The sequence below is a fragment of the Gillisella vitis genome, from assembly GCF_001541345.2.
In the GTDB taxonomy this organism is placed as follows: domain Bacteria; phylum Pseudomonadota; class Alphaproteobacteria; order Rhizobiales; family Rhizobiaceae; genus Allorhizobium; species Allorhizobium vitis.
Genome location: NZ_LMVL02000002.1, coordinates 296661 through 322951, shown reverse-complemented (window position 1 = coordinate 322951; position 26291 = coordinate 296661). Strand labels below are relative to the sequence as shown.

The 26291-nt window shown below is 58.8% G+C and carries 26 protein-coding genes; 16 read left to right on the top strand and 10 right to left on the bottom strand.

What is annotated here, in order from left to right; genetic code table 11:
• Positions 1-92 precede the first annotated feature (92 nt).
• The 8 genes from gshB to rsmI all read right to left on the bottom strand — a co-directional run bounded on the left by gshB (position 93) and on the right by rsmI (position 7435).
• Positions 93-1040, bottom strand: a complete 948-nt coding sequence (gene gshB / locus ASB66_RS06375) for a glutathione synthase (protein ID WP_060719668.1) — start codon at positions 1038-1040, stop codon at positions 93-95.
• Positions 1041-1126: 86 nt separating this feature from the next.
• Positions 1127-1618, bottom strand: coding sequence for a cupin domain-containing protein (locus ASB66_RS06370; protein ID WP_060719669.1), 492 nt, complete (start codon positions 1616-1618; stop codon positions 1127-1129).
• A gap of 112 nt (positions 1619-1730) precedes the next feature.
• Complete coding sequence (locus ASB66_RS06365; RefSeq protein WP_060719670.1) at positions 1731-2837, bottom strand: sn-glycerol-3-phosphate import ATP-binding protein UgpC; 1107 nt, start codon at positions 2835-2837, stop codon at positions 1731-1733.
• 11 nt (positions 2838-2848) lie between these two features.
• Positions 2849-3691 (bottom strand): sn-glycerol-3-phosphate ABC transporter permease UgpE, encoded by an 843-nt coding sequence (gene ugpE, locus ASB66_RS06360; RefSeq protein ID WP_060719671.1) that lies wholly within the window; start codon positions 3689-3691, stop codon positions 2849-2851.
• Between the two features lie 10 nt (positions 3692-3701).
• Complete coding sequence (locus ASB66_RS06355; RefSeq protein WP_060719672.1) at positions 3702-4583, bottom strand: ABC transporter permease subunit; 882 nt, start codon at positions 4581-4583, stop codon at positions 3702-3704.
• Positions 4584-4659: 76 nt separating this feature from the next.
• Entirely contained in the window at positions 4660-5958 is a 1299-nt protein-coding gene (locus ASB66_RS06350) for an extracellular solute-binding protein (RefSeq protein ID WP_060719673.1), read from the bottom strand.
• A gap of 173 nt (positions 5959-6131) precedes the next feature.
• Positions 6132-6518 carry a YraN family protein gene (locus ASB66_RS06345; protein ID WP_060719674.1) on the bottom strand — a complete coding sequence of 129 codons (387 nt, stop codon included), beginning with the start codon at positions 6516-6518 and terminating at the stop codon, positions 6132-6134.
• Positions 6515-7435: a 16S rRNA (cytidine(1402)-2'-O)-methyltransferase gene (gene rsmI / locus ASB66_RS06340; protein ID WP_060719675.1), complete on the bottom strand. Its 921-nt coding sequence runs from the start codon at positions 7433-7435 to the stop codon at positions 6515-6517. Before rsmI ends, ASB66_RS06345 begins: the two co-directional genes overlap by 4 nt.
• 297 nt (positions 7436-7732) lie before the next feature.
• Between rsmI and dnaN the strand changes: the two genes are divergently transcribed.
• From dnaN to pyrF, 4 genes are all read left to right on the top strand, one after another.
• A complete protein-coding gene (dnaN, locus tag ASB66_RS06335; protein ID WP_060719676.1) occupies positions 7733-8851 on the top strand; it encodes a DNA polymerase III subunit beta in 1119 nt (372 codons plus the stop codon).
• 241 nt (positions 8852-9092) lie between these two features.
• Entirely contained in the window at positions 9093-9686 is a 594-nt protein-coding gene (gene pmtA / locus ASB66_RS06330) for a phospholipid N-methyltransferase PmtA (RefSeq protein WP_060719677.1), read from the top strand.
• 13 nt (positions 9687-9699) lie between these two features.
• The gene (locus ASB66_RS06325; protein ID WP_060719678.1) at positions 9700-10287 is read left to right on the top strand and encodes a histidine phosphatase family protein; all 588 of its coding nucleotides are present in this window, start codon (positions 9700-9702) and stop codon (positions 10285-10287) included.
• Positions 10287-10982 (top strand): orotidine-5'-phosphate decarboxylase, encoded by a 696-nt coding sequence (gene pyrF, locus ASB66_RS06320; RefSeq protein WP_060719679.1) that lies wholly within the window; start codon positions 10287-10289, stop codon positions 10980-10982. The genes ASB66_RS06325 and pyrF overlap by 1 nt, the downstream gene beginning before the upstream one ends.
• A gap of 45 nt (positions 10983-11027) precedes the next feature.
• Here pyrF and ASB66_RS06315 read toward each other — a convergent pair whose 3' ends face one another.
• On the bottom strand, positions 11028-12167 hold the full coding sequence (locus ASB66_RS06315; RefSeq protein WP_147274014.1) for a right-handed parallel beta-helix repeat-containing protein: 1140 nt from the start codon (positions 12165-12167) through the stop codon (positions 11028-11030).
• A 240-nt stretch (positions 12168-12407) separates the two neighbouring features.
• On the opposite strand from ASB66_RS06315, the gene ASB66_RS06305 reads away from it, so the two are divergent.
• Together ASB66_RS06305 and ASB66_RS06300 are read left to right on the top strand one after the other, a co-directional pair.
• Complete coding sequence (locus ASB66_RS06305) at positions 12408-12698, top strand: DUF1330 domain-containing protein (RefSeq protein ID WP_012654760.1); 291 nt, start codon at positions 12408-12410, stop codon at positions 12696-12698.
• Positions 12699-12832: 134 nt separating this feature from the next.
• Positions 12833-13810 (top strand): complex I NDUFA9 subunit family protein, encoded by a 978-nt coding sequence (locus tag ASB66_RS06300; protein ID WP_060719682.1) that lies wholly within the window; start codon positions 12833-12835, stop codon positions 13808-13810.
• 727 nt (positions 13811-14537) lie between these two features.
• Here ASB66_RS06300 and ASB66_RS06295 read toward each other — a convergent pair.
• The gene (locus ASB66_RS06295) at positions 14538-15344 is read right to left on the bottom strand and encodes an undecaprenyl-diphosphate phosphatase (protein WP_060719683.1); all 807 of its coding nucleotides are present in this window, start codon (positions 15342-15344) and stop codon (positions 14538-14540) included.
• A gap of 173 nt (positions 15345-15517) precedes the next feature.
• Here ASB66_RS06295 and ASB66_RS06290 point away from each other — a divergent pair, with 173 nt between their 5' ends.
• The 10 genes from ASB66_RS06290 to ASB66_RS06245 all read left to right on the top strand — a co-directional run bounded on the left by ASB66_RS06290 (position 15518) and on the right by ASB66_RS06245 (position 26284).
• Positions 15518-16210, top strand: coding sequence for a glutathione S-transferase family protein (locus ASB66_RS06290; protein ID WP_012654757.1), 693 nt, complete (start codon positions 15518-15520; stop codon positions 16208-16210).
• 53 nt (positions 16211-16263) lie between these two features.
• Positions 16264-17394, top strand: coding sequence for a tRNA epoxyqueuosine(34) reductase QueG (gene queG, locus ASB66_RS06285; protein ID WP_114386450.1), 1131 nt, complete (start codon positions 16264-16266; stop codon positions 17392-17394).
• Positions 17391-18263, top strand: a complete 873-nt coding sequence (locus ASB66_RS06280) for an SDR family oxidoreductase (protein WP_060719685.1) — start codon at positions 17391-17393, stop codon at positions 18261-18263. Before queG ends, ASB66_RS06280 begins: the two co-directional genes overlap by 4 nt.
• A 373-nt stretch (positions 18264-18636) precedes the next feature.
• Positions 18637-18972, top strand: coding sequence for a septal ring lytic transglycosylase RlpA family protein (locus tag ASB66_RS06275; RefSeq protein WP_411909763.1), 336 nt, complete (start codon positions 18637-18639; stop codon positions 18970-18972).
• A gap of 309 nt (positions 18973-19281) precedes the next feature.
• Positions 19282-20568: an RsmB/NOP family class I SAM-dependent RNA methyltransferase gene (locus ASB66_RS06270; RefSeq protein ID WP_060719687.1), complete on the top strand. Its 1287-nt coding sequence runs from the start codon at positions 19282-19284 to the stop codon at positions 20566-20568.
• Between the two features lie 117 nt (positions 20569-20685).
• Entirely contained in the window at positions 20686-21963 is a 1278-nt protein-coding gene (locus tag ASB66_RS06265; RefSeq protein WP_114386317.1) for an imelysin family protein, read from the top strand.
• Between the two features lie 117 nt (positions 21964-22080).
• Positions 22081-23568 carry a di-heme oxidoreductase family protein gene (locus ASB66_RS06260; RefSeq protein WP_234613442.1) on the top strand — a complete coding sequence of 496 codons (1488 nt, stop codon included), beginning with the start codon at positions 22081-22083 and terminating at the stop codon, positions 23566-23568.
• Positions 23568-24692 (top strand): imelysin family protein, encoded by a 1125-nt coding sequence (locus ASB66_RS06255; protein ID WP_060719690.1) that lies wholly within the window; start codon positions 23568-23570, stop codon positions 24690-24692. The genes ASB66_RS06260 and ASB66_RS06255 overlap by 1 nt, the downstream gene beginning before the upstream one ends.
• A 5-nt stretch (positions 24693-24697) precedes the next feature.
• Positions 24698-25771, top strand: a complete 1074-nt coding sequence (locus ASB66_RS06250; RefSeq protein ID WP_060719691.1) for a DUF1513 domain-containing protein — start codon at positions 24698-24700, stop codon at positions 25769-25771.
• Between the two features lie 48 nt (positions 25772-25819).
• Entirely contained in the window at positions 25820-26284 is a 465-nt protein-coding gene (locus ASB66_RS06245) for a TspO/MBR family protein (protein ID WP_060719692.1), read from the top strand.
• Positions 26285-26291: the final 7 nt, after the last annotated feature.

Here is a 26291-nt window from a genome sequence, read left to right as displayed (position 1 = left end):
ACGCTTCCAGCACCCCGCAACGCCAGAAGGTTTTATCAAACCTAACCTGGCGGGGCGCTGGAAACCCTCTCCGATCTAGTGTCGAACAGGGATCAGGGCCGCTTTTTCTCGATGGCGTCCCAGAGCAGGCTGGCGATATCGGCGCCGCCGAAATTCTTCACCTCGCGGATACCAGTCGGCGACGTGACGTTGATCTCGGTCATGTAATCGCCGATCACGTCAATGCCGACCAGCAGGAAGCCGCGTTCACGCAGGGCTGGTCCAATGCGGGCGCAGATTTCTCTTTCGCGTGCGGTCAGTTCCGTGGGTTCCGGCTTGCCACCGGCATGCATGTTGGAGCGCGCATCGTGTTCGGCGGGAACCCGGTTAATCGCCCCGACGGGTTCACCGTCCACCAGAATGATCCGCTTGTCGCCCTTGCGCACGGCAGGCAAATAGCCCTGGGCGATGAAAGGTTCGCGGAACATCTGGCCGAACATTTCCATCAGCGAGGAGAAATTGCGGTCGTCGCGGGTGGAGTGGAACACCCCTGCTCCGCCATTGCCGTAGAGCGGCTTCAGGATGATATCGCCCTGTTCGGCCCGGAAAGCGGCAATTTCCGCCGGGTCGCGGGTGATCAGCGTCGGCGGCATCAGGTCGGCATATTCAGTGACGAAGATCTTTTCCGGCGAATTGCGCACCCAGGCCGGATCGTTGACAACAATCGTCTTCGGGTGAATGCGCTCCAGCATATGGGTAGCGGTGATATAGGCCATATCGAAAGGCGGGTCCTGGCGCAGCAGCACCACATCCATCGTCGACAGATCGACGCGCTCCGGGCTGCCGAGAGTGAAATGATCGCCCTTCACATCGCGCAGCTCCATCGGCTCCACAGTCGCATAGACGCGACCATCGCGCATGGTCAGCCGGTCGGGTGTATAGTGGAACAGCTTATAGCCACGGGCCTGAGCCTCCAGGCTCATGGCGAAGGTGGAATCCCCTGAAATATTGATGGAGGATACATGGTCCATCTGGACGGCGACATTGCGGATCTGGGCCATAATCTTTCTCGCGTTGCATTTGGAGGAAGATTTAGGACGCGGCGACCGCGAACGCAACGTCCGGCAGAGGCCAAATTTTCACCCGCTCAAAGCGGGGCGCGCGATCCGCTCCGCAGGGCATTTCGAAGCCGGTAAAGCGTCGCGATTGGCTCCGGAAAAGGCTTACGCAGAAAGGCAATCTTGCGCACATAGGTCTCGATGCGCCAGGTGGCCCAGGTTCCGCCCTTGAAATAGGCGATGTCTCCAGCCGTCAGCAACCGCTCGGTGCCATCCTGCGCGGTCACATGCACTTCGCCCTCCTGGATCACCACCGTCTCGTCCCAGCCGAAATACCAGCGGAAACTGCCGGCGGTACAATCCCAGACGGCTGTCGAGCTTGCTTCATCAGGACTTTGCGAGTGATTGGCCAACCGGGCCTGCGGATCGCCCTCAAGAATCCAGTCCGGATTGATTGGCGCTGGTTGCAGGCTCAGATGGTCGGCATTGGCGGCCACCAGCGGTGGCGTGTCTTCCGCTCTAAAGCGCGGCAAAGCCATGGCTGCCCCGGTCATGGCTGCGAACAAAAGCTTGACTGGCATAGACGTCCCCCGTGAAGTCCCAGAATTTTATGAGACTCCTATCAAATTCGGGTTAATCCAGTCACATGCATTTTAGCGTTTGCCAGGGAAAGCACAATGAGCGACCGGCTTTTCAGGCCTCCACCGTCTCAGCCTGAGCGCCGAAGGTCATCTTTGCCGTAGCGAAGGGCAGAGCAAGGCGGCGACCTTCCCGGTCGAAGAAATGGAATTTCTCTGGATCGACCCCCAGCCGCATCTCGTTCGACAGGACGGTCGAAACCGGCAACGAAGCGCAAATCACTTGGTCGCCGACAAAACCGTGCACGAGACGGACGGCACCCAGTTCTTCCACATAATCGACCCGGAACGGCAGATAAGGCTGACCGGGAGTTGCAACCGTCAGATCCTCGGCCCGAAGGCCGATCGTCACTTCGCCGCGATAGTCGGTCTCGTCCTCGAAGGTGAAGCTGACCGGCCAGAGCGACAGACGATTGCCATCCAGGCGGCCGGTAACCAGGTTCATGGCGGGAGAGCCGATGAAGCTAGCGACAAAGGTCGAGGCGGGCGCGTGATAGACTTCAAGCGGCGTGCCGATCTGCTCGATCCGGCCACCGTTCAGCACAACCAGCCGATCGGCCAGCGTCATGGCTTCCAGCTGGTCATGCGTCACATAGATTGATGTCGTACCAAGCCGGCGTTGCAGCTTGCGGATCTCAACGCGCATGGAAACACGCAGCTTGGCATCGAGATTGGAGAGCGGCTCGTCAAACAAAAAGACCGCAGGCTTGCGCACGATGGCACGGCCCATGGCAACGCGCTGGCGCTGGCCACCGGACAGCGCCTTGGGCTTGCGATCCAGATAGGGTTGCAGTTCCAGCATCCGGGCGGCCTCAGCCACCCGGGCTTCGATTTCCGCCTTTGGCGTCTTCCGATTTTTCAGGCCATAGGCCAGGTTCTGCCGCACGGTCATATGCGGGTAGAGCGCGTAATTCTGGAAAACCATGGCAATGTCGCGGTCCGCCGGTTCAACCGTGTTGACCACTCGATCACCAATGCGCACCACGCCCTCGGATATGCTTTCCAGCCCAGCCACCATGCGCAGCAGAGTGGATTTGCCACAGCCGGAAGGGCCAACCAGCACGATGAATTCGCCGTCATTGATCTGAATGTCGACGCTGTTGACCGCACGCACACCGCCGTCATAGATTTTCGAGACCTGATTGATATCGATGGAAGCCATGGGACTGTCCTTTACTTGTCGGTTTCGGTGAGGCCCTTGATGAACCAGCTCTGGAACACAACCACGATAATAATCGGGGGCAGCATAGCGAGCACGGCCATGGCAAAGGCTTCGTTGTAATCGGGAATTTGTGCGCCCACCCAGACCTGAAGGATCTGCTTGATACCGCGCATCAGCGTGTAGAAGCTCTCATCGGTGGTCATCAGCATTGGCCAGAGATATTGGTTCCAGCCGTAGACGAACATGATGATAAACACCGCCGCAATCATGGTGCGCGACAGTGGGATCAAAATATCGATCAGGAATTTGAACGGACCAGCACCGTCGATGCGGGCCGCTTCCAGCAATTCTTCCGGTACAGATTTAAAGAATTGCCGGAAAAAGAAAGTGCCCGTGGCAGAGGCCAGCAGCGGTAGAATGAGGCCGGTATAGGAATTCAAAAGGCCCAGATCACTCGCCACCTTGTAGGACGGCATGATGCGCACTTCCAGCGGCAACAGCAGCGTGGTGAAGATGATCCAGAAGGCCAGTGTGGCAAAGCGGAACCGGAAATAGACAATGGCGTAAGCCGCCATCATCGACAGAACGATCTTGCCGATGGCAAAGCCAAGGCCGAGGATCAGCGAATTGAGCAGCATGCTGAGACCCGTGACCTTGCCGTTAAAGCCAGTCTGGGCAAACAACACCTTGTTATAGGTCTCGCCAAGATGCCCACCCATGGAGAGCATCAGGCCCTTTTGGTGGATTTCGGCTGCCGTATGCGATGAGGTGGTGAAGGCCACAACCAGCGGGCCAAGCATCACAATAACACCGAGGAGTAAGATCACATGGTCGAAGAGTTTGGTTTTATACATGGTCTTCTCCTCAACCGTAATGGACGCGCCGCTCGATGAAGCGGAACTGAATCATTGTCAAAACCAGCACGACGACCATCAGGATCACCGACTGCGCGGAAGAAGAGCCAATGTCATTGCCTCGGAAGCCATCGGTATAGACCTTGTAGACCAGGGTGATCGGGTTATCGGCGGGCTTGTCCTTGACGATCACGTCGATCACACCGAACGTATCAAACAGCGAATAGGTCATGTTGACGACCAGCAGGAAAAACGCCGTTGGCGTCAAAAGCGGCATGGTCACGGTCCAGAACCGGCGTGTGCCGGAGCGGCAATCCAGTGTGGCAGCTTCGCGCACGGAGGCCGGAATGCCCTGAAGGCCGGAAAGAATGAAGATGAAATTGTAGGGGATTTGGTTCCACACAGCGATTGTCACCATGGCAAAGGCGGTGTCGAAATAGTTCAGGCCCACCTTCATGTCCCAGCCAAACAGGGCAACGAATTTCACAAAGGGACCGATGTGCTGATCAAAGAACATCATGCCGATCAGGCCAGCAACAGGCGGCGCGATGGCATAGACGACGATCAGCAGGGTCTTATAGGCCGATTGTCCGCGGATCACGGCATCAGCCTTCACGGCGAGCACGGTTCCGATGGACAGCACCAAAAACGTCACCACCACGCTGAAACACAGCGTAAACAGCGCGATTTTGCGATATTCTGACGAGCTGAACATATCGACATAATTGGCCAGTCCCACAAAGGTTGAGCCAAAGCCGAACGGGTCTTCAATATAAAACGACGACTGGATGGCCTGCACGGCGGGCCAATAGAAGAAGATGGCCACGATGCAAAATTGCGGAGCCAAGAAGAAATAGGGCAGAAATCGCGAGTTGAACTGAACACGCTTCATCGCGGCAACCTTTCAAAGCAAGTCCCGGAGGCGATGGATCGCCTCCGGGTGACATCATCTCTGGATTTTTAAGGTATCAGCCTGCGGTCTTGGCGAAGCGTGCCAGGATTTCGTCCGCTTCCTTCTTGATGGTTTCCATCGCCGCCTTTGGCGTGACTTCGCCTGAGAAGATCTTGTTGTATTCGCGCTCCATCACCGAGCGGATCTGCGGGTAGAAGCCGAGGCGATAGCCCTTGTCCCACTCAGCGCCCGGCAGCGAAAGCTGCTGAATACCAACTTCGGCGACCGGGTTCTTCTCGTAGTAGCCTTCCTTCTTGGTCAGCTCGTAAGCCGCCGTGGTGATGGCAACATAACCCGTGGACTGGTGGTAGAATTTCTGGATGTCAGGCGAGGTCAGGAAGTTGAAGAAAGCCGCTGTGCACTTGTTTTCAGCTTCCGTCTTGCCAGACATGGCATAAAGGGCAGCGCCGCCGATGAAGCTATGCACGCCTGCACCCTTGATGGAGCCCCAGTAGGGCAGGAAGGTTGCCGAAAACGGCATGGAGGCGGTCTTCTGCAAGCCACCGAACGAGCCGGAAGAGCCAACCCAAAGCGCAACCTTGCCTTCTTCAAAAGGCTTCTGGTTGTCGTTCCAGCCTGCGCCGTAATAGGCGAAGTAACCTTCGTCCTTCCAGGCCTTCAGCTTGTCATACATCATCACATGGTTTGGATCGGTAACATTGATGGTGGTGCCGGCAAGACCGTCATAACCATTGTTGTTCGAAGCAAACTGGATGTTGTTGCGCGAGAAGAAGTTCTCGGTGAATTCCCATGTCAACTGCGACTGAACCAGCGGAATATAACCGGCAGCCTTCAGCTTTGGTGCAATGGCTTCAAACTCTTCCCAGGTCTTTGGTGCTTCAACACCAGCCTTTTTCAGGGCTTCGGTGTTGATATAGAGAATAGGTGCCGAGGAATTGAACGGCATGCCAACAAACTTGCCGGTCTTGTCGGCGTAGAAGTAACGCACACCTTCGATGAAAGCGCTGCGGTCAAACTTGTAACCGGCCTTCAGCAGCAGATCTTCTGCTGGAATAGTGGCACCCTTGGCATTGATGATCGTCGCAGAACCGGCATCGAACACCTGAAGAATGTTGGGCTGATCGTGCGAACGGAAAGCAGCGATGCCAGCAGCAAGCGCTTCTTCGTAGGAGCCCTTCGACACCGGCGTCAGAACGCATTCGCCTTGGGCAGCGTTGAACTTCTGCGACAGTTCATTGATGACTTCGCCGTTGCGGCCACCCATGCCGTGCCACCAGCTGATATTGGTTGCGGCAAATGATGATGTGGTCGATACGGTCACGGCCAGCGCCGCCATCGAAAGCTTTTTGAACATGGTAGATCCTCTCCGCCAATCTGGGGTGAGCATGCCCTTAGTGAGCCAAGATGACAGAGAATTGAATATTTTGTGACAGCACAGTCATATTGGCAGTGAAAATGAATTCCTCACAAAATATCCCATGTAAATGCTTACTATAAATACTCGGTATACTCTGGGGTAGTGGATTATCAAAAAGCACCAGAAAAGTGCCGGGGCCAGCGCCAGGGCAAGACCGCGACAATGTCGCAGCGGATCGACAGTCGGCTGGCATCCGGCTGGCGGCACAGCCAGAGATCTCCGGCAGCGCGAATGCGGCGCTGGCTCTCAAAACTCACTGCATCGATAGCGGATTGCTGCGTCGCCCGCGCCTTGACCTCAATCAGTACGACCAGATCCCCGCGCCGAACGATAAGGTCGATTTCACCTGAGCGGGTTTTGTAACGCAAGGCGACGATCCGATAGCCTTTCGATAGAAGATAGGCAGCCGCCAGATATTCCGACCAACGGCCACGCCGCTCAGCCCGCTTGCGCGCTGCGCCGGATGTGTCTTTCGGCCTTTTTTCCTGAGCCCTCACCCGGCCTTCAACTCCAGCAGGCGCTGATAGAGATCCTTGCGCGGCAGGCCGGTCTGGCGGGCGGCCTCAGTTGCCGCCCCCGCCGTCGGCAGGGTTTGCGCGAGCTGCACCAGCAACCGGTCGACATCGGCGGCATCCGGCGGACCGGAGGGAAGCGGCGGCCCGACCACCAGCACGATCTCACCCTTGACCTGGCGCTCGTCATCATACCAGTCGGATAGTTCCGCCAGAGTGCCGCGTCGGAATTCCTCAAATGTCTTGGTCAGTTCGCGGCAGACGCAGGCGCTGCGCTCCGCGCCCAATACCTCGGCAGCTGCGGCAAGAGTCGCGCCGATGCGATGCGGCGATTCAAAGAAAATCAACGTGGCCGGTGTTGCCGCCCATTGCGCCAGCCGGTCGCGGCGCGCCTTGTCCTTGGTGGGCAGGAAACCTGCAAACAGAAAGGCATCATTGGGCAGGCCGGAGCCGACCAGGGCTGCAAGCGGCGCTGATGGCCCCGGCAAAGGCACGACCCGCAGCCCGGCCTCAATGGCAAGCTTTGCCAGCCGATACCCCGGATCGGACACCAGCGGCGTCCCCGCATCGGAAACCAGCGCCACGGATTTACCGGACGACAGCGCCTCGATCAGCTTCGGTCCGACCTCCTCGGCATTATATTCGTGATAGGCATAGGGACGGGTGGTGATACCATAGCGGTCCAGAAGCACACGGGTGACGCGGGTATCCTCGCAGGCGAGAACATCGGCCCCGGCCAGCACTTCCAGAGCCCGCAGCGTGATGTCGGAGAGATTACCGATCGGGGTTGCCACCAGATAGAGCGCAGGCTCGATTGGCCGGGCCGTGACCGGGCGATCATGCAGCCGGAAACTTTTCTGCCCGTCATCCGGCGTGTTCACAGTCTCTGCCACGGCACTCATCCCATTCTCTCTTCATTCGGACAGTCCTTGCCGGACCTGTCCACACAGGCGCATGACATGCATGGCCTGCCCTTGTTATGGGCGAGCCGAGCCGCCCCCGCAAGCGTCCCTGCACGCCAAGGAGCGTGATCTGTGGTGGAAAGCCTCAGTGTAGGCGTGTCAAAAGACGGCAGGCCCTTGCATTTTGATCGTCTTTGCTGCCATTTTGCCCGTCCGAATAAAGCCGGGCAGCGTTGCCCGGATCAAGGCAAGCCGATCCCGAATGCCGGATCGCACAGGTCGAAAGTGGCAGCGTCGATGCGTATTACTCTTGAACGGTCCAATCTTCTGAAGTCCCTGAACCATGTTCACCGGGTGGTCGAACGGCGCAATACCATTCCGATCCTGTCCAACGTGCTGCTGCGCGCCGAAGGCCAGAGCCTGTCGATGAAGGCAACCGACCTCGATCTGGAAGTGACCGAAGCCACCCCGGCCAATATCGAGCAGGCCGGTGCCACCACGGTTCCGGCGCATCTGCTGTATGAAATCGTCCGCAAATTGTCTGACGGTGCTGAAGTGCTGCTCTCGACCAATCCCGATGGCGCCAGCATGACGGTGGCCTCCGGTCGTTCGAAATTCTCGTTGCAATGCCTGCCGGAGCAGGATTTTCCCGATCTGACCACCGGCAGCTTCAGCCATTCCTTCAAGCTGAAGGCCTCGGACCTCAAAATGCTGATCGATCGCACCCAGTTCGCGATCTCGACGGAAGAAACCCGTTATTACCTGAACGGCATTTACCTCCACACCATTGAAGCCGATGGCAAGCTGAAGCTGCGCGCCGTCGCCACCGATGGCCACCGCCTGGCCCGCGCTGACGTGGAAGCGCCGTCCGGTTCGGAAGGCATGCCGGGGATCATCATTCCGCGCAAGACGGTTGGCGAGTTGCAGAAGCTGGTCGATAATCCCGATCTGACCGTGTCGCTCGAAGTGTCGGATGCCAAGATCCGCTTCAATATCGGCGAAATCGTCATGACCTCGAAGCTGATCGACGGCACCTTCCCCGATTACCAGCGGGTCATCCCCCAGGCCAATGACAAGGAAATGCGGGTCGATTGCCAGACCTTCGCCCGCGCCGTTGACCGTGTTTCCACCATTTCGTCGGAACGTGGCCGGGCGGTGAAGCTGGCCATCGGCGACGGCCATCTGATGCTGACGGTCAACAACCCGGATTCAGGCAGCGCCACCGAGGAAGTCGCCGTCGGCTACGAAAGCGATGCGATGGAAATCGGCTTCAACGCCAAATATCTGCTCGACATCACCGCGCAACTGTCCGGTGAAGAGGCGATTTTCCTTCTGGCGGATGCGGGATCTCCCACGCTGATCCGTGATACGGCTGGTGACGATGCGCTCTACGTGCTGATGCCTATGCGCGTTTAAAAATCGATCCTCTCATCAATCCATAACGCCGTCCCGTCTGCCATGCGGGACGGCGTTTCTGTTACATACTGCCCCGAAAAGAGCTGGCTGGGCTGCGTCTTTTGCAACACCATCCGGCTTGCGCCAGACACAAAATTTTCACATGCGCGCCATTTTGTCTTGTTTTCGCGACAAATCGCATCAACATGCCGATTATGCGCCCATGATCGGCGCAGCATATCTTTTTGGGAGATGACGGCGAATGAAGCTCAACCTGAAGCAGCGGCTGGAAAAGAAGTTCGATGAGGAAATCCGTTTCTTCAAGGGCATGATGCAAGGGCCGAAGCTGGTGGGCGCCATCGTGCCGACCTCCACCATTACCGCCCGGCGCATGGCCAGCATCATCACGCCGGAAAGCGGGTTGCCCGTGCTGGAACTGGGACCGGGAACGGGCGTGATCACCAAGGCGATCCTGGCGCGTGGCATCAAGCCGGAGAAACTGGTGTCGGTTGAATATTCCGCCGATTTCCATCGGCATCTGACCCAAACGATCCCCGGCGTGAATTTCGTCCATGGTGACGCCTTCAACCTGGAAAAGACATTGGGTCCGCTGTCCGGCCTGTCCTTCGACTGCGTGATTTCCGCCATGCCGCTCCTGAACTTCCCGATGCAGGAGCGCATCCGGCTGCTGGAGGACCTTTTGGACCGCATGCCGCATGGACGGCCCGTCATGCAGATTTCCTACGGGCCGATGTCGCCGATCATCGCCAAGGGCGGCAGCTATTTCATTCAGCATTTCGATTTCGTCGTCCGCAATATCCCGCCAGCCCAGCTGTGGATCTACCGCCGCCGCTGAAGAGAACCAAGACATGTTTGCCGTCTACATCACCCATCCGCAGGTCCGGATCGATCCGGACGTGCCGGTGCCGCAATGGGGACTGTCCGACCTGGGCCAGGAACGGATCCGCAGAACGGCTGAGGCCCCCTGGGTGCGCCAGCTTGGCCGCATCGTCAGCAGTGCCGAGACCAAAGCCGTGGAAACAGCCGCGATCCTGGCGGGAGCGGCCAATATTGGTGTCGAACAGATCGAGACCATGCATGAAAACGACCGCTCCGCGACCGGCTTTCTGACCCCGCCGGAGTTTGAAAAGGCGGCGGACTGGTTCTTCGCCCATCCTGAGGAGAGTTTCTACGGCTGGGAACGAGCCATCGATGCGCAAGCCCGGATTGTCGGGGCAATCCAGGATGTTCTTGGCCAGCATAATCCGACCGTTCCTATCGCCTTCATCGGTCATGGCGGCGTCGGAACCCTGCTGAAATGCTATCTGCAAAGCCAGCCGATTAGCCGAAGCGGCGATCAGCCACCGGGTGGTGGGAATCTCTTCTGCTTCACCCTTGCGGATCTGACCGTCACATGCGACTGGACCGCCATGGAAACTTGGCAGGGAGATCGTTGATGGATGCGCGCAATCGTTTGATCGTGGGGCTTGACGTTGCCACCGTCGCTGACGCGGAAAAACTGGTCTCGACGCTGGCCGAAGACGTGACCTTCTACAAGATCGGCTATCAACTGGCCTTCGCAGGCGGGCTGGAATTTGCCAAGGACCTCGCCCAAAGCGGCAAGAAGGTCTTTCTGGATATGAAACTGCTCGATATCGACAATACCGTCGCCTCGGCGGTGGAAAATATCGTCCGGATGGGCATGACCATGCTGACGCTGCATGCCTATCCGAAGGCGATGCAGGCAGCCGTGGAAGCAGCCCAGGGATCGGGTCTTTGCCTGCTTGGCGTAACCGTCTTAACCTCGATGGATGACCACGATCTCATTGATGCCGGTTATCAAGGTGATGCGCGGTCGCTCGTCCTGAAACGAGCTGCCCAGGCAAAAGAAAAAGGCATGGGCGGCATCGTCTGCTCGGCGCAGGAAGCTGAGGCGGTGCGCGCCATTATCGGTCCCGATATGGCCCTTGTCACACCCGGCATACGTCCCGCTGGCACCGATGCCGGTGACCAGAAGCGGGTGATGACGCCAGCAGACGCCATCCATGCTGGCTCCAGCCATCTGGTTGTCGGTCGCCCGATCGTCAAGGCAGACGATCCGAGAGCCGCAACCCAGATCATTCTCGCCGAAATGCAGGCCGCTTTCACCTGATGTCCAATGAGGACCGGTTCAGACAAGGTGGTTTGACCGGTTCCCTCAGTGCTTGGTGCTATTGTCGCTCAACACATTGTTTTGGCCATTGTCGCGGATCAGGTCGGCATCTCCACCGATGATCTGGTTGCCGCTGACGGTGTTGAAATCGGCAAAGCTGTGGTTGTCGGCACCGCTGCCGAAGGGGGCTGGCGGGTCTTGGTAGCAATAGAGATTGCGCCAGGCCTCGCGGGCATTCAGCCAGATGGCCGGGCGCGGGCGAAAAGCGTCTTGGTAGGTAAATTTATTATCGGCAATCCGGTTATGCTGCGGGGTCTGGTGACGGATCGTGCCGCCCTCGCCGCAATTGCGATAGAGAAAAATACCGCCATGCTGCGCGTTGGCAAAACTATTGGCTTCAATGACATTATGCGCCGACCCGTCCACCGCGATCATTTCCCGGCTGCGCGTCGCCAGGTCGAAACTATTGCCTGAAATGGTGTTATGCGCGGTCTCCGCGTCGAGATAGATCGCCGATCCCTTGGTCTGCCCCTGGAGCGTCGAGTGCGACAGGGTCACATGAGTGACGCCGGGTGCAACATAGAGCGGGATCGGGCCATCGGCGACAATCGACAGATTATCCAGCACGATGCCGGACGGTGCGACCGACTGGGCATATTCGGTATGATTGCGATTGAGCGAGGATTGCCGCACCAGCTCGGCCTCGCCATTGGCACCAAGACCCATGATGTGAATGGCACCATAAATCTTGCAATTGCGTATAACGATGTCGTGCGGAACGCTCCAGCTCCCATCATCCTTGCGCAGCGAGGCAATGCGGATGGTCGGAGGCGCGCCCTTCGGCACACTTCCCGGAAGGCCGATAACGCCGCCATGGCAATCGATGCTGACACCGCTGGCATCGGCCCCCAGCAATTCCAGGTTTTGCATCACCAGATCGTCACGGGTCAGGTCAACCTTGCAGGCCAACCGCAAGACGCTCTCGGCCTCAAGTGGTGTGTCGCGCAGCGCGTCATAGACCGAGGGAGCGCAGGGCTTGGCAACCACGCCATGGCTGGCAGCAGGCGCTGGTGCCGCTACCGCACTGCCTCCCGTCAGCGAGACATTGGCAAAGGGGACCGGCAGCAAAGGGACGGACAACAGAAAAAACAACAGGACCAGCGTGCGCTTTGGAAGCCTGTTCATCTCATAGCTTATCAGGTTGCGGATATTGCCCACCTTGACCCCGTCTCCGATTGGCGACCCAGACGGGCTGGCCGTCGCGCTGGATTTGACAATGCCTCACTCTTGCGGCCAAAGCCAAGGCCTCAAAACATCGCACAAGCACCCTTTCCATCCTGCCAGCCCAAACTGGCCGCCCATCCTGGCCTTGACCTTGCGGCAAAATTCACCGATCACCAAAGAGAAACCGAAAGAGGTGATTTGATGGCAAAAGGATATTGGATCGCGCGCGTCGATGTACGGGATGCGGAACGCTACAAGGATTACGTCTCGACGGCAAAGCCAGCTTTTGAGCGTTTCGGCGCTGTCTTTCTGGCCCGTGGCGGCAAGACGGATGCCGTGGAAGGCCAAAGTCGGGCCCGCAACGTGGTCATCGAGTTTCCCTCCTTCCAGGCCGCTTACGATTGCTATCACTCACCGGAATATCAGGCCGCCGTCAAGATCCGCCAGGAAGTCGCCGATGGCGAGATTGTTCTGGTCGAAGGCAACCTTTGATTCCGGTTTCAAAGCGGTTCTATTAACTCTGGTCCCAGACATCGAACAGCATGATTCTGCTTCACCTCGCAGCGCATTAGCGATATGAGACAGCAGATGAATTGGTCTGATATTCCGATCCGCAGGAGCTCTCTATGACGTTCGCAAATCTTCCGCCGCTCGTTACCGTTTTCGGAGGCTCCGGATTCGTGGGCAGGCATGTGGTGCGGGTGCTGGCCCAACGCGGTTACCGGGTGCGCGTCGCCGTGCGCCGCCCCGATCTCGCAGGTTTCGTGCTGCCGTTCGGCAATGTCGGACAGATTTCGCTCTGTCAGGCCAATCTGCGCTACCGCGACAGCGTCGCAAAAGCCGTTGAAGGCGCCTCGGTTGTCGTCAATTGCGTCGGCATCCTGCTGGAATCAGGCCGCAACAAGTTCGACGCCGTGCAGGATTTCGGTGCCCGTGCCGTGGCCGAAGCAGCAACCGCTGCCGGTGCCAGGCTGGTGCATGTCTCGGCCATCGGCGCCGATGCGAAATCCGCCTCCAGCTACGCAGCCAGCAAGGGCCGGGGCGAAGATGCCATCCGCCAAGTCGCGCCGGGCGCGGTCATCCTTCGGCCATCCATCGTTTTCGGCCCTGAGGACAGCTTCTTCAACAAGTTTGCTGCAATGGCCCGTCTTTCGCCCGTCCTGCCCTTGATCGGCGGCGGCAAGACGAAATTCCAGCCGGTCTTCGTTGAAGACGTGGCCGAAGCCGTGGCCAAAGCGGTCGATGGCAAGGCATCTGCCGGTGTCTATGAACTCGGCGGACCGGAAGTTCTGACCTTCCGGCAATGTCTTGAGGAAATGCTGCGGGTTATCGACCGCACTAATCCGCTGGTGTCGCTGCCCTTCGGTATCGCTTCGCTGCTTGCCTCCGTCGCCTCGGCTATTCCGCTGATCACACCGCCGCTGACCAACGATCAGCTGACGCTGCTGAAAAGTGATAACGTGGTCTCCGAAGTCGCCAAGAAGGAAGGCCGGACGCTCGCAGCCCTTGGCATTACGCCGACAGCTGTTGCCGCCGTTCTGCCCTCCTATCTCATCCATTTCCGCCCGCATGGACAATATAGCCGCTCCGGCAAGGCAGCCTGATCGGCATCGGATTGAGAATCACCCTTAGGAATTGTTCATGCGCTCCATCCGGCGCATGAACGGCGGGTTGGGGTTGGTCAGGGGGAAGCTGAATCCAGCTTTCAAGGGACGACAAACTCTGTCTCCAGAACGGCTTTGGCTTTGTGTCGGCGTTGCACAAAAGACGCAGAAATTAATTAGTTTCATTAACTGCCAATTCAGCACATTCCGCTATTGATGTTGAGGTGGGCCATGCGTAAAGACGGATCAACGCATGGGGCCAGCGTTCTTCGCACCCGCCATTTCACATTCTTCTGAGGTTCTGATTTCATGGGCAAATCTATCGCACTGTTTTTTGCGTGTGCGGCATTGGTTGTCATCGCAGGTTCTTTCGTCGCTCCCTCGACGGTCGCAGCTCGTAAGGGCAATTGCGCACCCGCCTACGGTGTTGACCCTTGCAGCACGGGCTCGATTTCCCGCTGAGACCTGCGGGTCATCCTGTTCCCCGTCACAGAACCTTTCCAGGAACCGTAAAAAAGCGGTTCCCATCAGGTATGCGTAAAACCAAGAGATAGTTTCTCTCGTTTACGTTTCCGGAAGCGCGTTTCCATTTTTCTCTGAAAAACTCTACAGCGCCGTGCGTTCATAAAACGCGCGGCGCTTTAGGAATTCATGTGCTTCACGCCGCCAATTCTTTGGCGGCGTGAAACAGGATTTTCAGGTCCTCAGCCAAGGCCCTTCGGCTGCCTTATCCCCAGACCAGAAGGCCTGTCAGGCCCGCAACGCCGACGGCAATCCGCCACCAGGCAAAAGGCGCATAGCCGCGGCGGGAAACGAAATCGAGCAGTCCACGCACCACGACCAAGGCCGAAATGAATGCCGCAAGGAAGCCGACGCCGATCAGCAGGCCGTCATCCATGCTGAGCGCATTGCGGTTCTTGTAGAGATCCAGCACGAAGGCCCCCAACATGGTCGGCATCGCCAGGAAAAACGAAAACTCGGCGGCCGAACGCTTGTCTGTCCCCATCAGCAGCGAGCCGACAATGGTTGCGCCCGAACGTGATGTGCCGGGAATCATCGCCAGGCACTGGAACAGGCCGATCTTCAGCGCCAGTGACAGCGGATAATCCATCACGTCGGTGTAGCGGGGCTTGAACGTCATCCGGTCAACCCACAGAAGAATTACCCCGCCCAGGATCAGCATCACGCAGATCAGCATCGGGGTTTCGAACAGCACTGCCTTGATGAAGTCGTGGGCCAGCGCGCCGATAATGGCGGCAGGCAGGAAAGCCACCAGCACGGCCAGGACGAAATGGCGACTTTTGGGATTGCTGGGTAAAGACAGCGCAATCCCCAGCAATTTCTGGATATAGACAGCCAAAATAGCAAGAATGGCACCGAGCTGAATCAGCACTGCAAAGGTGTTTCCGGGCGATTTGAAGCCGAGAAAATGACCGGCCAACAGCACATGCGCCGTCGAAGACACCGGGATGAATTCCGTTAGGCCCTCGATAAGACCGAGAAGAAGGGCGCTGACGATCGATTGATCTTCCATGGATTGTCCTTTGATAGGCGTGACAAGGAAAGCGATTCGCTTGTATGACGGAATGAAATTCCTATAGACGCAAGGTTGGCCCCCTGGCCAGATGTTATGGCCAGATGGAATGGCCAGCCAAGAGAAACCAGACAGCCCCGATCATCGCCCCCAACCGGAACAGTGCCCCATCAATGCCCACTTTGTATCACCATCCGATGTCAACCACGTCCCGCTTTGTCCGATTGATCCTGTCGGAATACGGTTTTCAGGCAGATCTGGTCGAAGAACAGACCTGGGAAAAGCGTCGGGAATTTCTCACCCTCAATCCCGCTGGCACCCTGCCCGTCTATGTCGATGACAATATGCGCACGCTGTGTGGCTGTACGGTCATATCGGAATTCCTGGACGAAACCCACGGCGTGTTGAAGCGGGATCGGCGGCTTTTGGCCGAAGACCCCTTCCAGCGCGCCGAAATCCGCCGGCTGGTGGACTGGTTCCTGCAAAAGATGGAACAGGACGTCACCCGGCCACTGGCCCGCGAGCGGGTATTCAAATTGCAGATCCCCAACGGTCTTGGCGGCGGCGCACCCGACTCCAAGGTGCTGCGCACCGCCCGTGGCAATATTCGCCAGCACATGAAATATCTGAGTTGGCTGGCTGGCTCGCGGACCTGGCTGGCGGGCGACCGGCTCAGCTATGGCGATCTGGCTGCTGGTGCGGCGATATCGGTGCTCGATTACCTCGGCGAGATCGATTGGGCGGAATCACCGATTGCCAAGGATTGGTATCAGCGGCTGAAATCACGCCCTTCGTTCCGACCGCTGCTGGCCGAGCGGGTGCGCGGCCTCACCCCGGTTTCCCACTATGCGGATCTGGATTTCTGACGGAAAAAACCATGATCAAGGAAGGCAGCCCCGAGCGGACGGCGGAAAAGGCCATGGCGCGGGCCGTAAAGCTTTCCGCCTTCATCCGCCAGGAAGCGGCGGACAAGGGCTTCGATCTCTGTCGGATCACCGGGCCGGAGAGCGTTCCTCAGGCCCCTGCCCGGTTGCTGGAGTTCGTCGACGCTGGCTATCACGGCACCATGGCCTGGATGGAGGAGACGCGCGAGCGGCGCGGCGATCCGAAAGTGCTGTGGCCGCAGGTCCGCTCCATCGTGATGTTCGGCCTGAATTACGGCCCTGAGACCGATCCGCGCGCTCTACAGGCGCAACCGGACAAGGCGGCGATTTCCGTCTATGCCCGCAATCGTGATTATCACGACATCATCAAGGGCAAGCTGAAGGACATCGCCACGCGCTTTGCCGCCCGGGCCGGTGAGGATGTAAAAGTCTTCGTCGATACCGCCCCTGTCATGGAAAAGCCGCTGGCGGCCGCCGCCGGGCTTGGCTGGCAGGGCAAGCATACCAATCTGGTCAGCCGCGATTACGGTTCCTGGCTGTTTCTCGGCAGCCTGTTCACCACAGCCGAACTGGAACTGGACGCAGCGGAGCGCGACCATTGCGGCTCCTGCCGCGCCTGTCTCGACGCCTGCCCGACAGCGGCCTTTCCGGCCCCCTACCAGATCGATGCCCGCCGCTGCATCTCTTATCTGACCATCGAGCATAAGGGCGTGATCGACCGTAATCTGCGCCCAGCATTCGGCAACCGGATCTATGGCTGTGACGATTGCCTGGCTGCCTGTCCCTGGAATAAATTTGCGGCGCAGACGCGGGAGATCAAGCTTCAGGCCCGCGAAGACCTGACGGCACCGGACATCGCCTTCTTCCTGACCCTTGACGATCCTGGCTTCCGCAGCCATTTCAGTGGCTCGCCGGTCAAGCGGATCGGACGTGACAGGTTTGTGCGCAATGTGCTGATCGCGGCAGGCAATTCGGGACTGTCAACGCTGATCACGCCCTGCGTGAACCTGCTCGCCGATGCCTCACCGGATGTGCGTGGCATGGCGGTCTGGGCGCTGTCGCGCCTGATGGAGCCACAGGCCTTTGGCGCTCTCGCACATTATAGAGAGAATGAGCCCGATAGCGATGTCAGGGCGGAATGGATAGCAGCCGGAGTGACCCCATGAGACTGATGATTTTTGGTGCCGGATATTCCGGCAAGGCGATTGGCCAGCATTTTATCCAGCAGGGCATTCCCGTCAGTGGCACGACGCGCTCACCGGCCAAGGCCACGGCTTTGAGCGATCTCGGCATCGAACCACTGGTTTTTGATGGCCAGCATCTTTCAGGCGAGATCATCCAGGCCATGGCCTGCGCCACCCATGTCGTCCAGTCGATTGCTCCGGGCAGCGACGGCGACCCGCTGCTGCGGCTGACGGAAGGCCAGCTGAAGACATGGATGCCGCAATTGCAATGGCTGGCCTATCTGTCGACCGTCGGCGTCTATGGCGACCATCAGGGCGCCTGGGTGGATGAAGACACGGCCTGCAAACCAGTCTCGGTACGCTCCGTGGAGAGAGTGGAAGCCGAACAGGCCTGGGAGAGCGCCGCGCTTACAGCAAGCGTGCCGCTCTCGACGCTGCGGCTGTCAGGCATTTACGGGCCGGGTCGCAATGGTCTTGTCAATATGGCCGAAGGCACTGCCCGGCGTCTGGTAAAAAAGGATCAGGTGTTCAACCGGATCCGGGTCGAAGATATTGCAGCCGCGACCTGGTTTCTGGCCGGGCGAAACGAGCAGGGGATCTTCAATATCACCGACCACGAACCCGCCCCGCCACAGGATGTGGTGGCAGAGGCTGCCCGGCTGATGGGGGTCGAGCCGCCGCCGGAACAGGCCTTCGAAACAGCAGAACTGTCGCCCATGGCGCGGTCCTTTTACGGTGAGAACAAGCGGGTGATGAACGCCAAAATCAGGGCGCTGGGCTTTGCCTTTGCCCATCCCGATTACCGGGTTTCTCTCAGCCAACTCTGGTCTTCCGGCAGCTGGCGAGGATAGATCAGCACATTCATTTCTGAATGACCCGCTATTTCGCTCAAAAATTGCGCCAATTTCGCCATATTCCACCAACCGCCCCAGCATTTAGAGCGTATTTTTTCGGTACAACGGAAAAATATTTCGTGATCGATTGAGATTTCCATAGCGCGCAATATTTTTGCGTTTTTAGGCTGTTTTTAAACAGTTTTTCTAAATTCCTTCCAAAACGTTAATTTGACCCCATGATCACAAATATATCTTAACGTAATATTCCGTGATCACCTAAGGCACTTTTTTGCCATTTTTGCCTACCTTTAAGCCTCCCTACGCAAATTTCATCTCAGAAATAGCAACGGGAAACGAAAACTTGGCGCCTTTAAGTCGGTCAGTCCTCATCGCAGCAGCTATTACCTCTTTTGTTGCTTTCAGCCCTATCCAGGCCTTTGCAGCAAATGGCTGCGGTGGCGCTTCCTGGTATGCCCTATACTCGCGCACTGCTTCCGGCGAACGCATGAACCCCACCACATTGACCGCCGCTCACAAGTCTCTGCCCTTCGGCTCCAAGGTCAAGGTTACCAACCGCAACAATGGCAAGACGGTCGTGGTGCGGATCAATGATCGTGGTCCATTCATCAAGGGCCGGGTGCTGGATCTCTCGAAGGCCGCAGCCGCCGATATCGGCATGGTCGGCAGCGGCACCGCCAAGGTCTGCTACGAGTTGATCGGCTAGGGTTTGTCGATATTCAGGCCTGGTTGAGCTGCAAACGGCAATTTTCTGCGCTTCCGGTGCTCATGTACTCAAGTACACTGCGCTCCGGTTCTCGAAAATCACCGTTTTCGCCACACCCAGACCTAAATCTCAACAAACCCTAAGCACGTAAGATGAATTAAGCCACGCAAAGGCGTTCTGTTATCCTGATGCGTATTGCTTCTATCGAAATTCTACCCCCGCTTTTTGGTAGTCTTCAGTAACGCAGCTTGCTCCAACGGCATTTCATCGCTACCACGCAAGGTCTGATGGATCACCAAGGAGAAGACCATGCGTTTGGGCGGACGGCTAGCCGGGGCAATAGAAGTTCTGAGCGATATCGAGACACGCCGCAGGCCAGTGGCCGACGCCCTGAAGGATTGGGGCCTGGCACATCGCTTCGCCGGATCCGGTGACCGCGCCGCCATCGGCAATATCGTCTACGACGCGCTGCGCATGAAGCTTTCCCACGCTTATATCATGGATGACGACAGCCCCGCCGCCCTCGGCTATGCCGTATTGTTGCGGCAATGGGGAATGGCCCCCGAAAGCCTTGCTGCGGACCTTGATGGCGACAGTTTTGCCCCGGTTCCCTTGACGCAGGCACAGACGGCGGCCTTTTCCAGCCGCACGCTGGAGGACGCACCGCAATTCGTCCAGGGCGATATTCCAGAATGGGTGGTGCCTAGCTTCGAAGCCGTGTTCGGTGAAAACTGGCTGCGCGAGGCACAGGCGCTCGCCGTGCGCCCCAGCCTTGACCTGCGCGCCAACACGCTGAAGGCCAATCGCGACAAGGTCCTCAAGGCGCTATCCCATACGCAGGCAAGACCTGCCACCATTTCCCCCATCGGCATCCGCATCGAGCCGGGCGAAGGCCCGTCGCGCCTGCCGAATGTTACCGCCGAGCTTGGCTTCCAGAAGGGCTGGTTCGAGGTTCAGGACGAAGGTTCGCAGATCGTCTCGGCGCTGGTCGAACCGTCAGAGGGTCATCAGGTGCTGGATTTCTGTGCAGGCGGCGGTGGCAAGACGCTGGCCATGGCAGCCGCCATGGGCAACAAGGGCCAGGTGCATGCCTATGATAGCGACCGCAAACGGCTGGCGCCGATCATCGAGCGGCTGAAACGGGCAGGCACCCATAATATCCAGGTCCATGACCGGGTTGCCGCCCTGCAATCTTTAATCGGGCGGTTCGACAAGGTGCTGGTCGATGCTCCCTGCACCGGCACCGGCACTTGGCGCCGCCGGCCCGACACCAAATGGCGGCTGACCGACCGCAATTTGCAGGAGCGGATCGAACAGCAGAGCCAAGCCCTTGCCGAAGCGGCCACCTATGTCCGGTCCGGCGGTGAGTTGATCTACGTCACCTGCTCGGTACTGCCGGAGGAAAACGACCGGCAGATCGAAGCCTTTACCGCCGCCCATCCGCAATTTTCACCAATGCCGATGCTGGAGCGCTGGACGGCGCTGTTTGGCGCTTCGGTCGCAAAGCCCATCTCCGCCAATGGCAAAAGCCTGACCTTGAGCCCTGCCGCAACCGACACGGACGGGTTTTACTTCTGCCGGATGGTGAAGGCTTGAAATCAGGATGCACCCTAAATATTGAGGGCTATTCCTGATTGTTTGACACTAGTTTAATTTTGTTCCATGACATGCCCACAGACCACAAGCGGCGCTAAAGGCGCCAGAGGAGAGGGCATGTCTCGACCATTCATGATCGGCGCCGGACTGGCGCTTTTCATCGCTTCGACCAGCTTTGCAGCCCCGGCAGCGAAAGCGCCGGAAGCAGATGCGGTGCTGAAGCATTATGCAGAGCTGGCGGAGGCGAAATACCAGGATTCGCTCACCACAGCCAAGACGCTGGATGCCGCCGTTGACGCGCTGCTTGCCAAGCCCAGCAAATCGACGCTCAACAAGGCCCGCTCCGCCTGGATCAAGGCGCGTGTGCCCTACCAGCAGTCGGAAGTCTATCGCTTCGGCAACAAGATCGTCGATGACTGGGAAGGCAAGGTCAATGCCTGGCCGCTGGACGAAGGCCTGATCGATTATGTCGATAAATCCTACGGCACTGAAAGCGATACCAATGCGCTGTACACCGCCAATGTGATTGCCAATACCAAAATCAAGATCAATGGCGAAGAGGTGGATGCCACCAATCTGACACCGGATTTCCTGGCCAACAAGCTCCAGGAAGCCGGTGGCGTCGAAGCCAATGTGGCAACCGGTTATCATGCCATCGAATTCCTGCTCTGGGGCCAGGACCTGAACGGCACTGGCCCAGGTGCCGGCAACCGTCCGTTTACCGATTACGACCTGAAGAATTGCACCGGCGGTCATTGCGACCGGCGCGCCCAATATCTGAAGTCGGCCTCGACCCTGCTGGTTTCCGATCTTCAGGAAATGGTCGATGCCTGGAAGCCGGAAGGCGAAGCAACCAAGACCTTGCTGGCCGATCCGACCTCCGGCCTCAAAGCTATTTTGACCGGCATGGGTTCGCTGTCCTACGGCGAACTGGCTGGCGAGCGGATGAAGCTCGGGCTGCTGCTGCACGATCCGGAAGAAGAGCATGACTGCTTCTCTGACAACACCCATAACTCGCATTATTACGACGCACTCGGCATCCGCTCGGCCTATACTGGCAAATATACCCGCGTCGACGGCACCAAGATGACCGGCCCGTCCCTGTCGGACCTGGTTGCTGCCAAGGACAAGGCGCTGGACAAGGAAATGAAGTCCAAGCTGAACACCACCATGAAGGCGATGACCGCTCTCGTGAAGCGTGCCAAATCCGTCGAGCATTACGACCAGATGATTGCCGAGAACAACAAAGAAGGCAATGCCACCGTTCAGGCTGGCATCGACGGCCTGATCGACCAGACCAAGTCGATCCAGCGCGTCGTGGCTGCCCTCGATCTCGGCGAAGTCAAGCTGGAAGGCTCCGACAGCCTCGACAACCCCAGCGCCGTCTTCAAGTAAGAACGGATTGAAAATCAGATGGCCGCTGCCCACACACTGGCGGCGGCCATTATCACGGGGATGCCGAATGTGCGGCTGAAGACAGCGACGATAATCCTGCTTGGCGGCACCCTGCTGATGGGAAGCCTGCTCGAAAGCAGCCTGATAGCAGGCGCCTTTGCAGCGGAGCTGCGCCCGGATCTCACACCGGCCGATCGTACCAAGGTCAATGCCGTTACAGTCCCCACCAACGACTTTTCGAAAGCCGAAGCCTTCGAGGCGATGACGGCAGGCGCTGCCACCTTTACCGGTCCCGCCGATGCCAAGGCCTTTACCCACCCTCTCGCCACCCTGAGTTTCGAGCAGCAGCAGCAATTTTCCCTCGGCGAAGCGCTTTTTCAGAAATTCTGGGTCTCCTCCCCCTCCTCCACCCAGGCCTCGGACGGGTTGGGGCCGCTGTTCAACGCTCGCTCCTGCGAAAGCTGCCATCAGCGCGGCGGGCGTGGCCATCCACCCGGACCGGATGGCGATGCCACCTCGATGTTTCTAAGGTTGGCTCGACCCGCGCATACCGGCGAGGAAAAGGCCGCGATTGCCACTTTGAAGGCGCTGAATTTTGGCGATGACACCTATGGCCGGCAATTGCAGGACCGCGCCGTACCCGGTCTTGCCGCCGAAGGGCGGCTGGCCGTGACCTATCAACCGAAGACCGTGACGCTTGCCGGTGGTGAAACGGTAACGCTGCGGGTTCCCACCTACACTATCGACGCGCTCGGGTATGGTCCGATGGGAGCAGACACCACGCTATCGCCCCGCATCGCCAATCCGATGATCGGCATGGGCCTGATCGAGGCGATTGCCGACGAGGATATTCTGGCCAATGCCGAGCGACAGACCCAAGAGGGCAACGGCATTTCGGGCACTGTTGCCAGGGTGCGCGATCACCTGAGCGGCGACATCAAGATCGGACGCTTCGGCTGGAAGGCGGAAAATGCCACGGTCCGCGATCAGGCAGCCAGCGCCTTGGCCGGTGACATCGGCATTTCCTCTCCCGACGATCCGCGCCATGCAGGCGATTGCACGGTAAACCAGCCGCAATGCCTGACAATGCCGAACGGCGTGCAGGCAAGGCTTGGCCCGGTCGAGGCACCGCCGCCGGTGCTGGATCTGATGACCTTCTATAGCGAAACGCTGGCCCCTCCCAAGCGCCGCGACGTGACCAAACCCGAAGTTTTGGCCGGCAAGGCGCTGTTTTATGCATCCGGTTGCGCCAGCTGCCACCAGCCGAAATATGTAACGCGGCGCAATGCCGCCTACCCGGCCCTTTCCTTCCAGCTGATCTGGCCCTATTCCGATTTCCTGCTGCATGATATGGGTCCCGATCTGGCCGATGGGCAACAGGTGGGATTGGCCAGCGGCCAGCAATGGCGCACGCCGCCGCTCTGGGGCCTCGGTCTCACAGCCAAAGTGGGCGGTCGCCAGGCCTATCTGCATGACGGGCGCGCCACCTCCCTGCCAGAAGCTATTCTCTGGCACGACGGCGAGGCGGAAAAAGCTCGCAACGCCTTTGCTTCCATGACGCCGGGCGACCGCAAGGCGTTGATTACATTTCTGGAGTCACTCTGATGTCGCTTGCAAACCGCTCGGGCTTTCTTCTCACCCTCACGCTCTGCCTCTCGGCCATCCAGCCGCTTGCCTTGCGGGCGCAGGATGCCGCACCCCATGCCAGCGCCCTGCAAACCGAAGCGGTTGCGGGCGTGATGGAAAAGACCGTGGATGGTTTCATCCGCCCCGGCTATCGCACCTTTCTTGACAAGGCCAAGGCCCTACATGCCGGGATGAACACCCTTTGCACCACCCCGTCCGACACCTCCGTCAAAGCGGCGAAGGATGGCTTTGAGCAGGCCGTGCGCGCCTGGGCGCGGATCGAGATTGTCCGGGTCGGGCCGGTGATCGAGGAAAACCGCTTTGAGCACATCCTGTTTTACCCGGACCGCAAGGGGCTGGCGCTGAAGCAGATCCAGGGCGCCATCGCCTCCAATGACGACAGTTTCACCAAGCCCGAAGCCCTGCATGAGAAAAGCGTGGCGATCCAGGGCCTTGGCGCACTGGAATATGTCCTCTACGGCACCGGCTCCGAGACTTTGAACCAGGCAGATGGTGCGTTCCGCTGCCGCTATGGCGCGGCAATTGCTGGCAATATCGAAAACATGGCAGGCGAACTTTCCAGCCTTTGGGAAGCGCCCGGCGGCATCCAGGCCGCCTGGAAGCAGCCCGGCCCGGACAATGATGTCTTCCGCACCCCGTCGGAGGCCGTCACCGGCCTGCTCGGCATTCTCGTCCATGGAACCGAGACCGTGCGCGACGAGCGGATCGAGACATTTTTCAAGGGTGCAGGCGGGCGGATCGCTCCCAAGCAGGCGATTTTCTGGCGCTCCGGCCTGACCTTTGTCAGCATGCAGGAAAACCTGACCGGCCTGAAACAGCTTCTCAACGACACAGGGGCTGCAAACTTGTTGCCGGAGGGCAAGCGGGGCGTGATCGTCACCATCAATACGCTGGCCGACCGGCTGATCCAGACCACCCAATCCATCACACCGGATATCGAGGCGGCAGTCGGCCAACCCGACAACCGCAAGAAGCTGGTCAGCCTGCTGGATGACAGCCGCAGCATGATCACCGATCTCAGCGACGGGCTGGGCGGCGGCGTCGGCCTCAGCGCCGGTTTTTCCTTCGCGGACGGGGATTGATCCCTATGCGCGGCGCGTTGATGGACCGGCGACACTTTCTGAAAGCCGCAGGCGCCGTTTATCTGGCCGGGCTGACAGCGGCGCAGGCGGAAACGCTGACGGCAACCGATGCCGTCTATGCCTCCGCCTTTCGCGCCGAAGATGGAGCATTTGGCGCCGCCCTGCTCAGCGAAGACGGTCGGATCGTTGCGCGTGTAGCCCTGCCAGGCCGCGCCCATGGGCTTGCGGCCAGCGCCAATAAGGTGGCCGCCTTTGCGAGGCGTCCCGGCACATTCATCTTCATCTTTGATCGGCAACAGCAGGTGGCACCTGTGGTCGTCAACGCCCCGGCGGGTCGCCATTTCTACGGCCACGGGCATTTTTCGCCCGATGGCAAGCTGCTCTATGCCAGCGAGAACGATTTTGACAACAATCGCGGCATGATCGGGCTTTACGATGCAACAGACGGATTTCGCCGGATTGGCGAATTTTCCGCCCATGGCATCGGCACCCATGACATGAGTGTCAGCGATGACGGCAACCTGCTGATCATCGCCAATGGCGGCATTGAGACCAATCCCGATTTCGGCCGCACCAAGCTCAATCTCGACCATATGCAGCCATCTCTGGTGCTGGCCGATGCCCGGACCGGCGCATTGATTGAAAAACACGCGCTGCCCGAAGCCCTGCGCCAGCTTTCGACCCGGCATATTGATCTCGATGCGCGTGGCCGGATCTGGTTTGCCTGCCAGTATGAAGGCCCACGCCGCGACCTGCCGCCACTGGTCGGCCATTTCAGGCGCGGCGAAGCGCTACACTGGCTCGACCTGCCTCCCGATATCACCCGTGGGCTTGCAAATTATGTCGGGGCGATTGCGGTTAACCGTCGCGAGGGATTGATCGGCATCACCTCACCGAATGGCGGTCTCTCGGTAACGCTGGATGCCGACAGCGGCAAGGTGCTGAACACCGCCAGCCTGAGCGAGGCAGCCGGCATTGCGCCTGCCGCCCACGGCTTTGCCACGTCTTCCTATGATGGCCGGTTCCTGGACAGGTCCGAGTCTGTAAACTGGGACCAGCACATCATTCGCATCGGATGATGGCTTATCCCCTTCCATCCAGGGCTTGATGCTATAGATAATTAGGTCATGCGTAACGCTCTCAACAATCTCATCTTCATGGCCGCCGTCACCGGTATCGGCACAATGATCGGGCTGACCAATCTGCCGGGCGACTGGTATGACGGGTTGGAAAAGCCATTCTTCAATCCGCCGAGCTGGATCTTCGGACCGGTCTGGACCGTGCTTTACGTGCTGATTGGCCTTGCGGGTGCTCGGATCTGGCAGCGGACGCGGCAATCGCGAGGCGCATCGCGCGCCATGGCACTGTGGTTTGGCCAGATGTTGCTGAATTTCCTGTGGTCTCCGGCGTTCTTCGGCGCACAGAGCACCGGTCTCGCCCTGATCGTCATTCTGCCAATGCTGGCGCTGATCCTCGCCTTCGTCTGGCAGGTCCGGCGTTTGGACCGGGTGGCGATGCTGTGTTTCATCCCCTATGCCGCCTGGGTTGCTTTCGCCACAGTGCTGAACGCGGCGCTTTTCCTGCTGAATTAACCACCGC

Excerpts from the sequence above, each read along its gene's own strand:
- gshB (WP_060719668.1), bottom strand. The coding sequence starts at position 1,040 with ATGGCCCAGATCCGCAATGTCGCCGTCCAGATGGACCATGTATCCTCC.
- ASB66_RS06370 (WP_060719669.1), bottom strand. The coding sequence starts at position 1,618 with ATGCCAGTCAAGCTTTTGTTCGCAGCCATGACCGGGGCAGCCATGGCT.
- ASB66_RS06365 (WP_060719670.1), bottom strand. The coding sequence starts at position 2,837 with ATGGCTTCCATCGATATCAATCAGGTCTCGAAAATCTATGACGGCGGT.
- ugpE (WP_060719671.1), bottom strand. The coding sequence starts at position 3,691 with ATGTATAAAACCAAACTCTTCGACCATGTGATCTTACTCCTCGGTGTT.
- ASB66_RS06355 (WP_060719672.1), bottom strand. The coding sequence starts at position 4,583 with ATGAAGCGTGTTCAGTTCAACTCGCGATTTCTGCCCTATTTCTTCTTG.
- ASB66_RS06350 (WP_060719673.1), bottom strand. The coding sequence starts at position 5,958 with ATGTTCAAAAAGCTTTCGATGGCGGCGCTGGCCGTGACCGTATCGACC.
- rsmI (WP_060719675.1), bottom strand. The coding sequence starts at position 7,435 with ATGAGTGCCGTGGCAGAGACTGTGAACACGCCGGATGACGGGCAGAAA.
- dnaN (WP_060719676.1), top strand. The coding sequence starts at position 7,733 with ATGCGTATTACTCTTGAACGGTCCAATCTTCTGAAGTCCCTGAACCAT.
- pmtA (WP_060719677.1), top strand. The coding sequence starts at position 9,093 with ATGAAGCTCAACCTGAAGCAGCGGCTGGAAAAGAAGTTCGATGAGGAA.
- ASB66_RS06325 (WP_060719678.1), top strand. The coding sequence starts at position 9,700 with ATGTTTGCCGTCTACATCACCCATCCGCAGGTCCGGATCGATCCGGAC.
- pyrF (WP_060719679.1), top strand. The coding sequence starts at position 10,287 with ATGGATGCGCGCAATCGTTTGATCGTGGGGCTTGACGTTGCCACCGTC.
- ASB66_RS06315 (WP_147274014.1), bottom strand. The coding sequence starts at position 12,167 with ATGAACAGGCTTCCAAAGCGCACGCTGGTCCTGTTGTTTTTTCTGTTG.
- ASB66_RS06305 (WP_012654760.1), top strand. The coding sequence starts at position 12,408 with ATGGCAAAAGGATATTGGATCGCGCGCGTCGATGTACGGGATGCGGAA.
- ASB66_RS06300 (WP_060719682.1), top strand. The coding sequence starts at position 12,833 with ATGACGTTCGCAAATCTTCCGCCGCTCGTTACCGTTTTCGGAGGCTCC.
- ASB66_RS06295 (WP_060719683.1), bottom strand. The coding sequence starts at position 15,344 with ATGGAAGATCAATCGATCGTCAGCGCCCTTCTTCTCGGTCTTATCGAG.
- ASB66_RS06290 (WP_012654757.1), top strand. The coding sequence starts at position 15,518 with ATGCCCACTTTGTATCACCATCCGATGTCAACCACGTCCCGCTTTGTC.
- queG (WP_114386450.1), top strand. The coding sequence starts at position 16,264 with ATGGCGCGGGCCGTAAAGCTTTCCGCCTTCATCCGCCAGGAAGCGGCG.
- ASB66_RS06280 (WP_060719685.1), top strand. The coding sequence starts at position 17,391 with ATGAGACTGATGATTTTTGGTGCCGGATATTCCGGCAAGGCGATTGGC.
- ASB66_RS06270 (WP_060719687.1), top strand. The coding sequence starts at position 19,282 with ATGCGTTTGGGCGGACGGCTAGCCGGGGCAATAGAAGTTCTGAGCGAT.
- ASB66_RS06265 (WP_114386317.1), top strand. The coding sequence starts at position 20,686 with ATGTCTCGACCATTCATGATCGGCGCCGGACTGGCGCTTTTCATCGCT.
- ASB66_RS06260 (WP_234613442.1), top strand. The coding sequence starts at position 22,081 with ATGGGAAGCCTGCTCGAAAGCAGCCTGATAGCAGGCGCCTTTGCAGCG.
- ASB66_RS06255 (WP_060719690.1), top strand. The coding sequence starts at position 23,568 with ATGTCGCTTGCAAACCGCTCGGGCTTTCTTCTCACCCTCACGCTCTGC.
- ASB66_RS06250 (WP_060719691.1), top strand. The coding sequence starts at position 24,698 with ATGCGCGGCGCGTTGATGGACCGGCGACACTTTCTGAAAGCCGCAGGC.
- ASB66_RS06245 (WP_060719692.1), top strand. The coding sequence starts at position 25,820 with ATGCGTAACGCTCTCAACAATCTCATCTTCATGGCCGCCGTCACCGGT.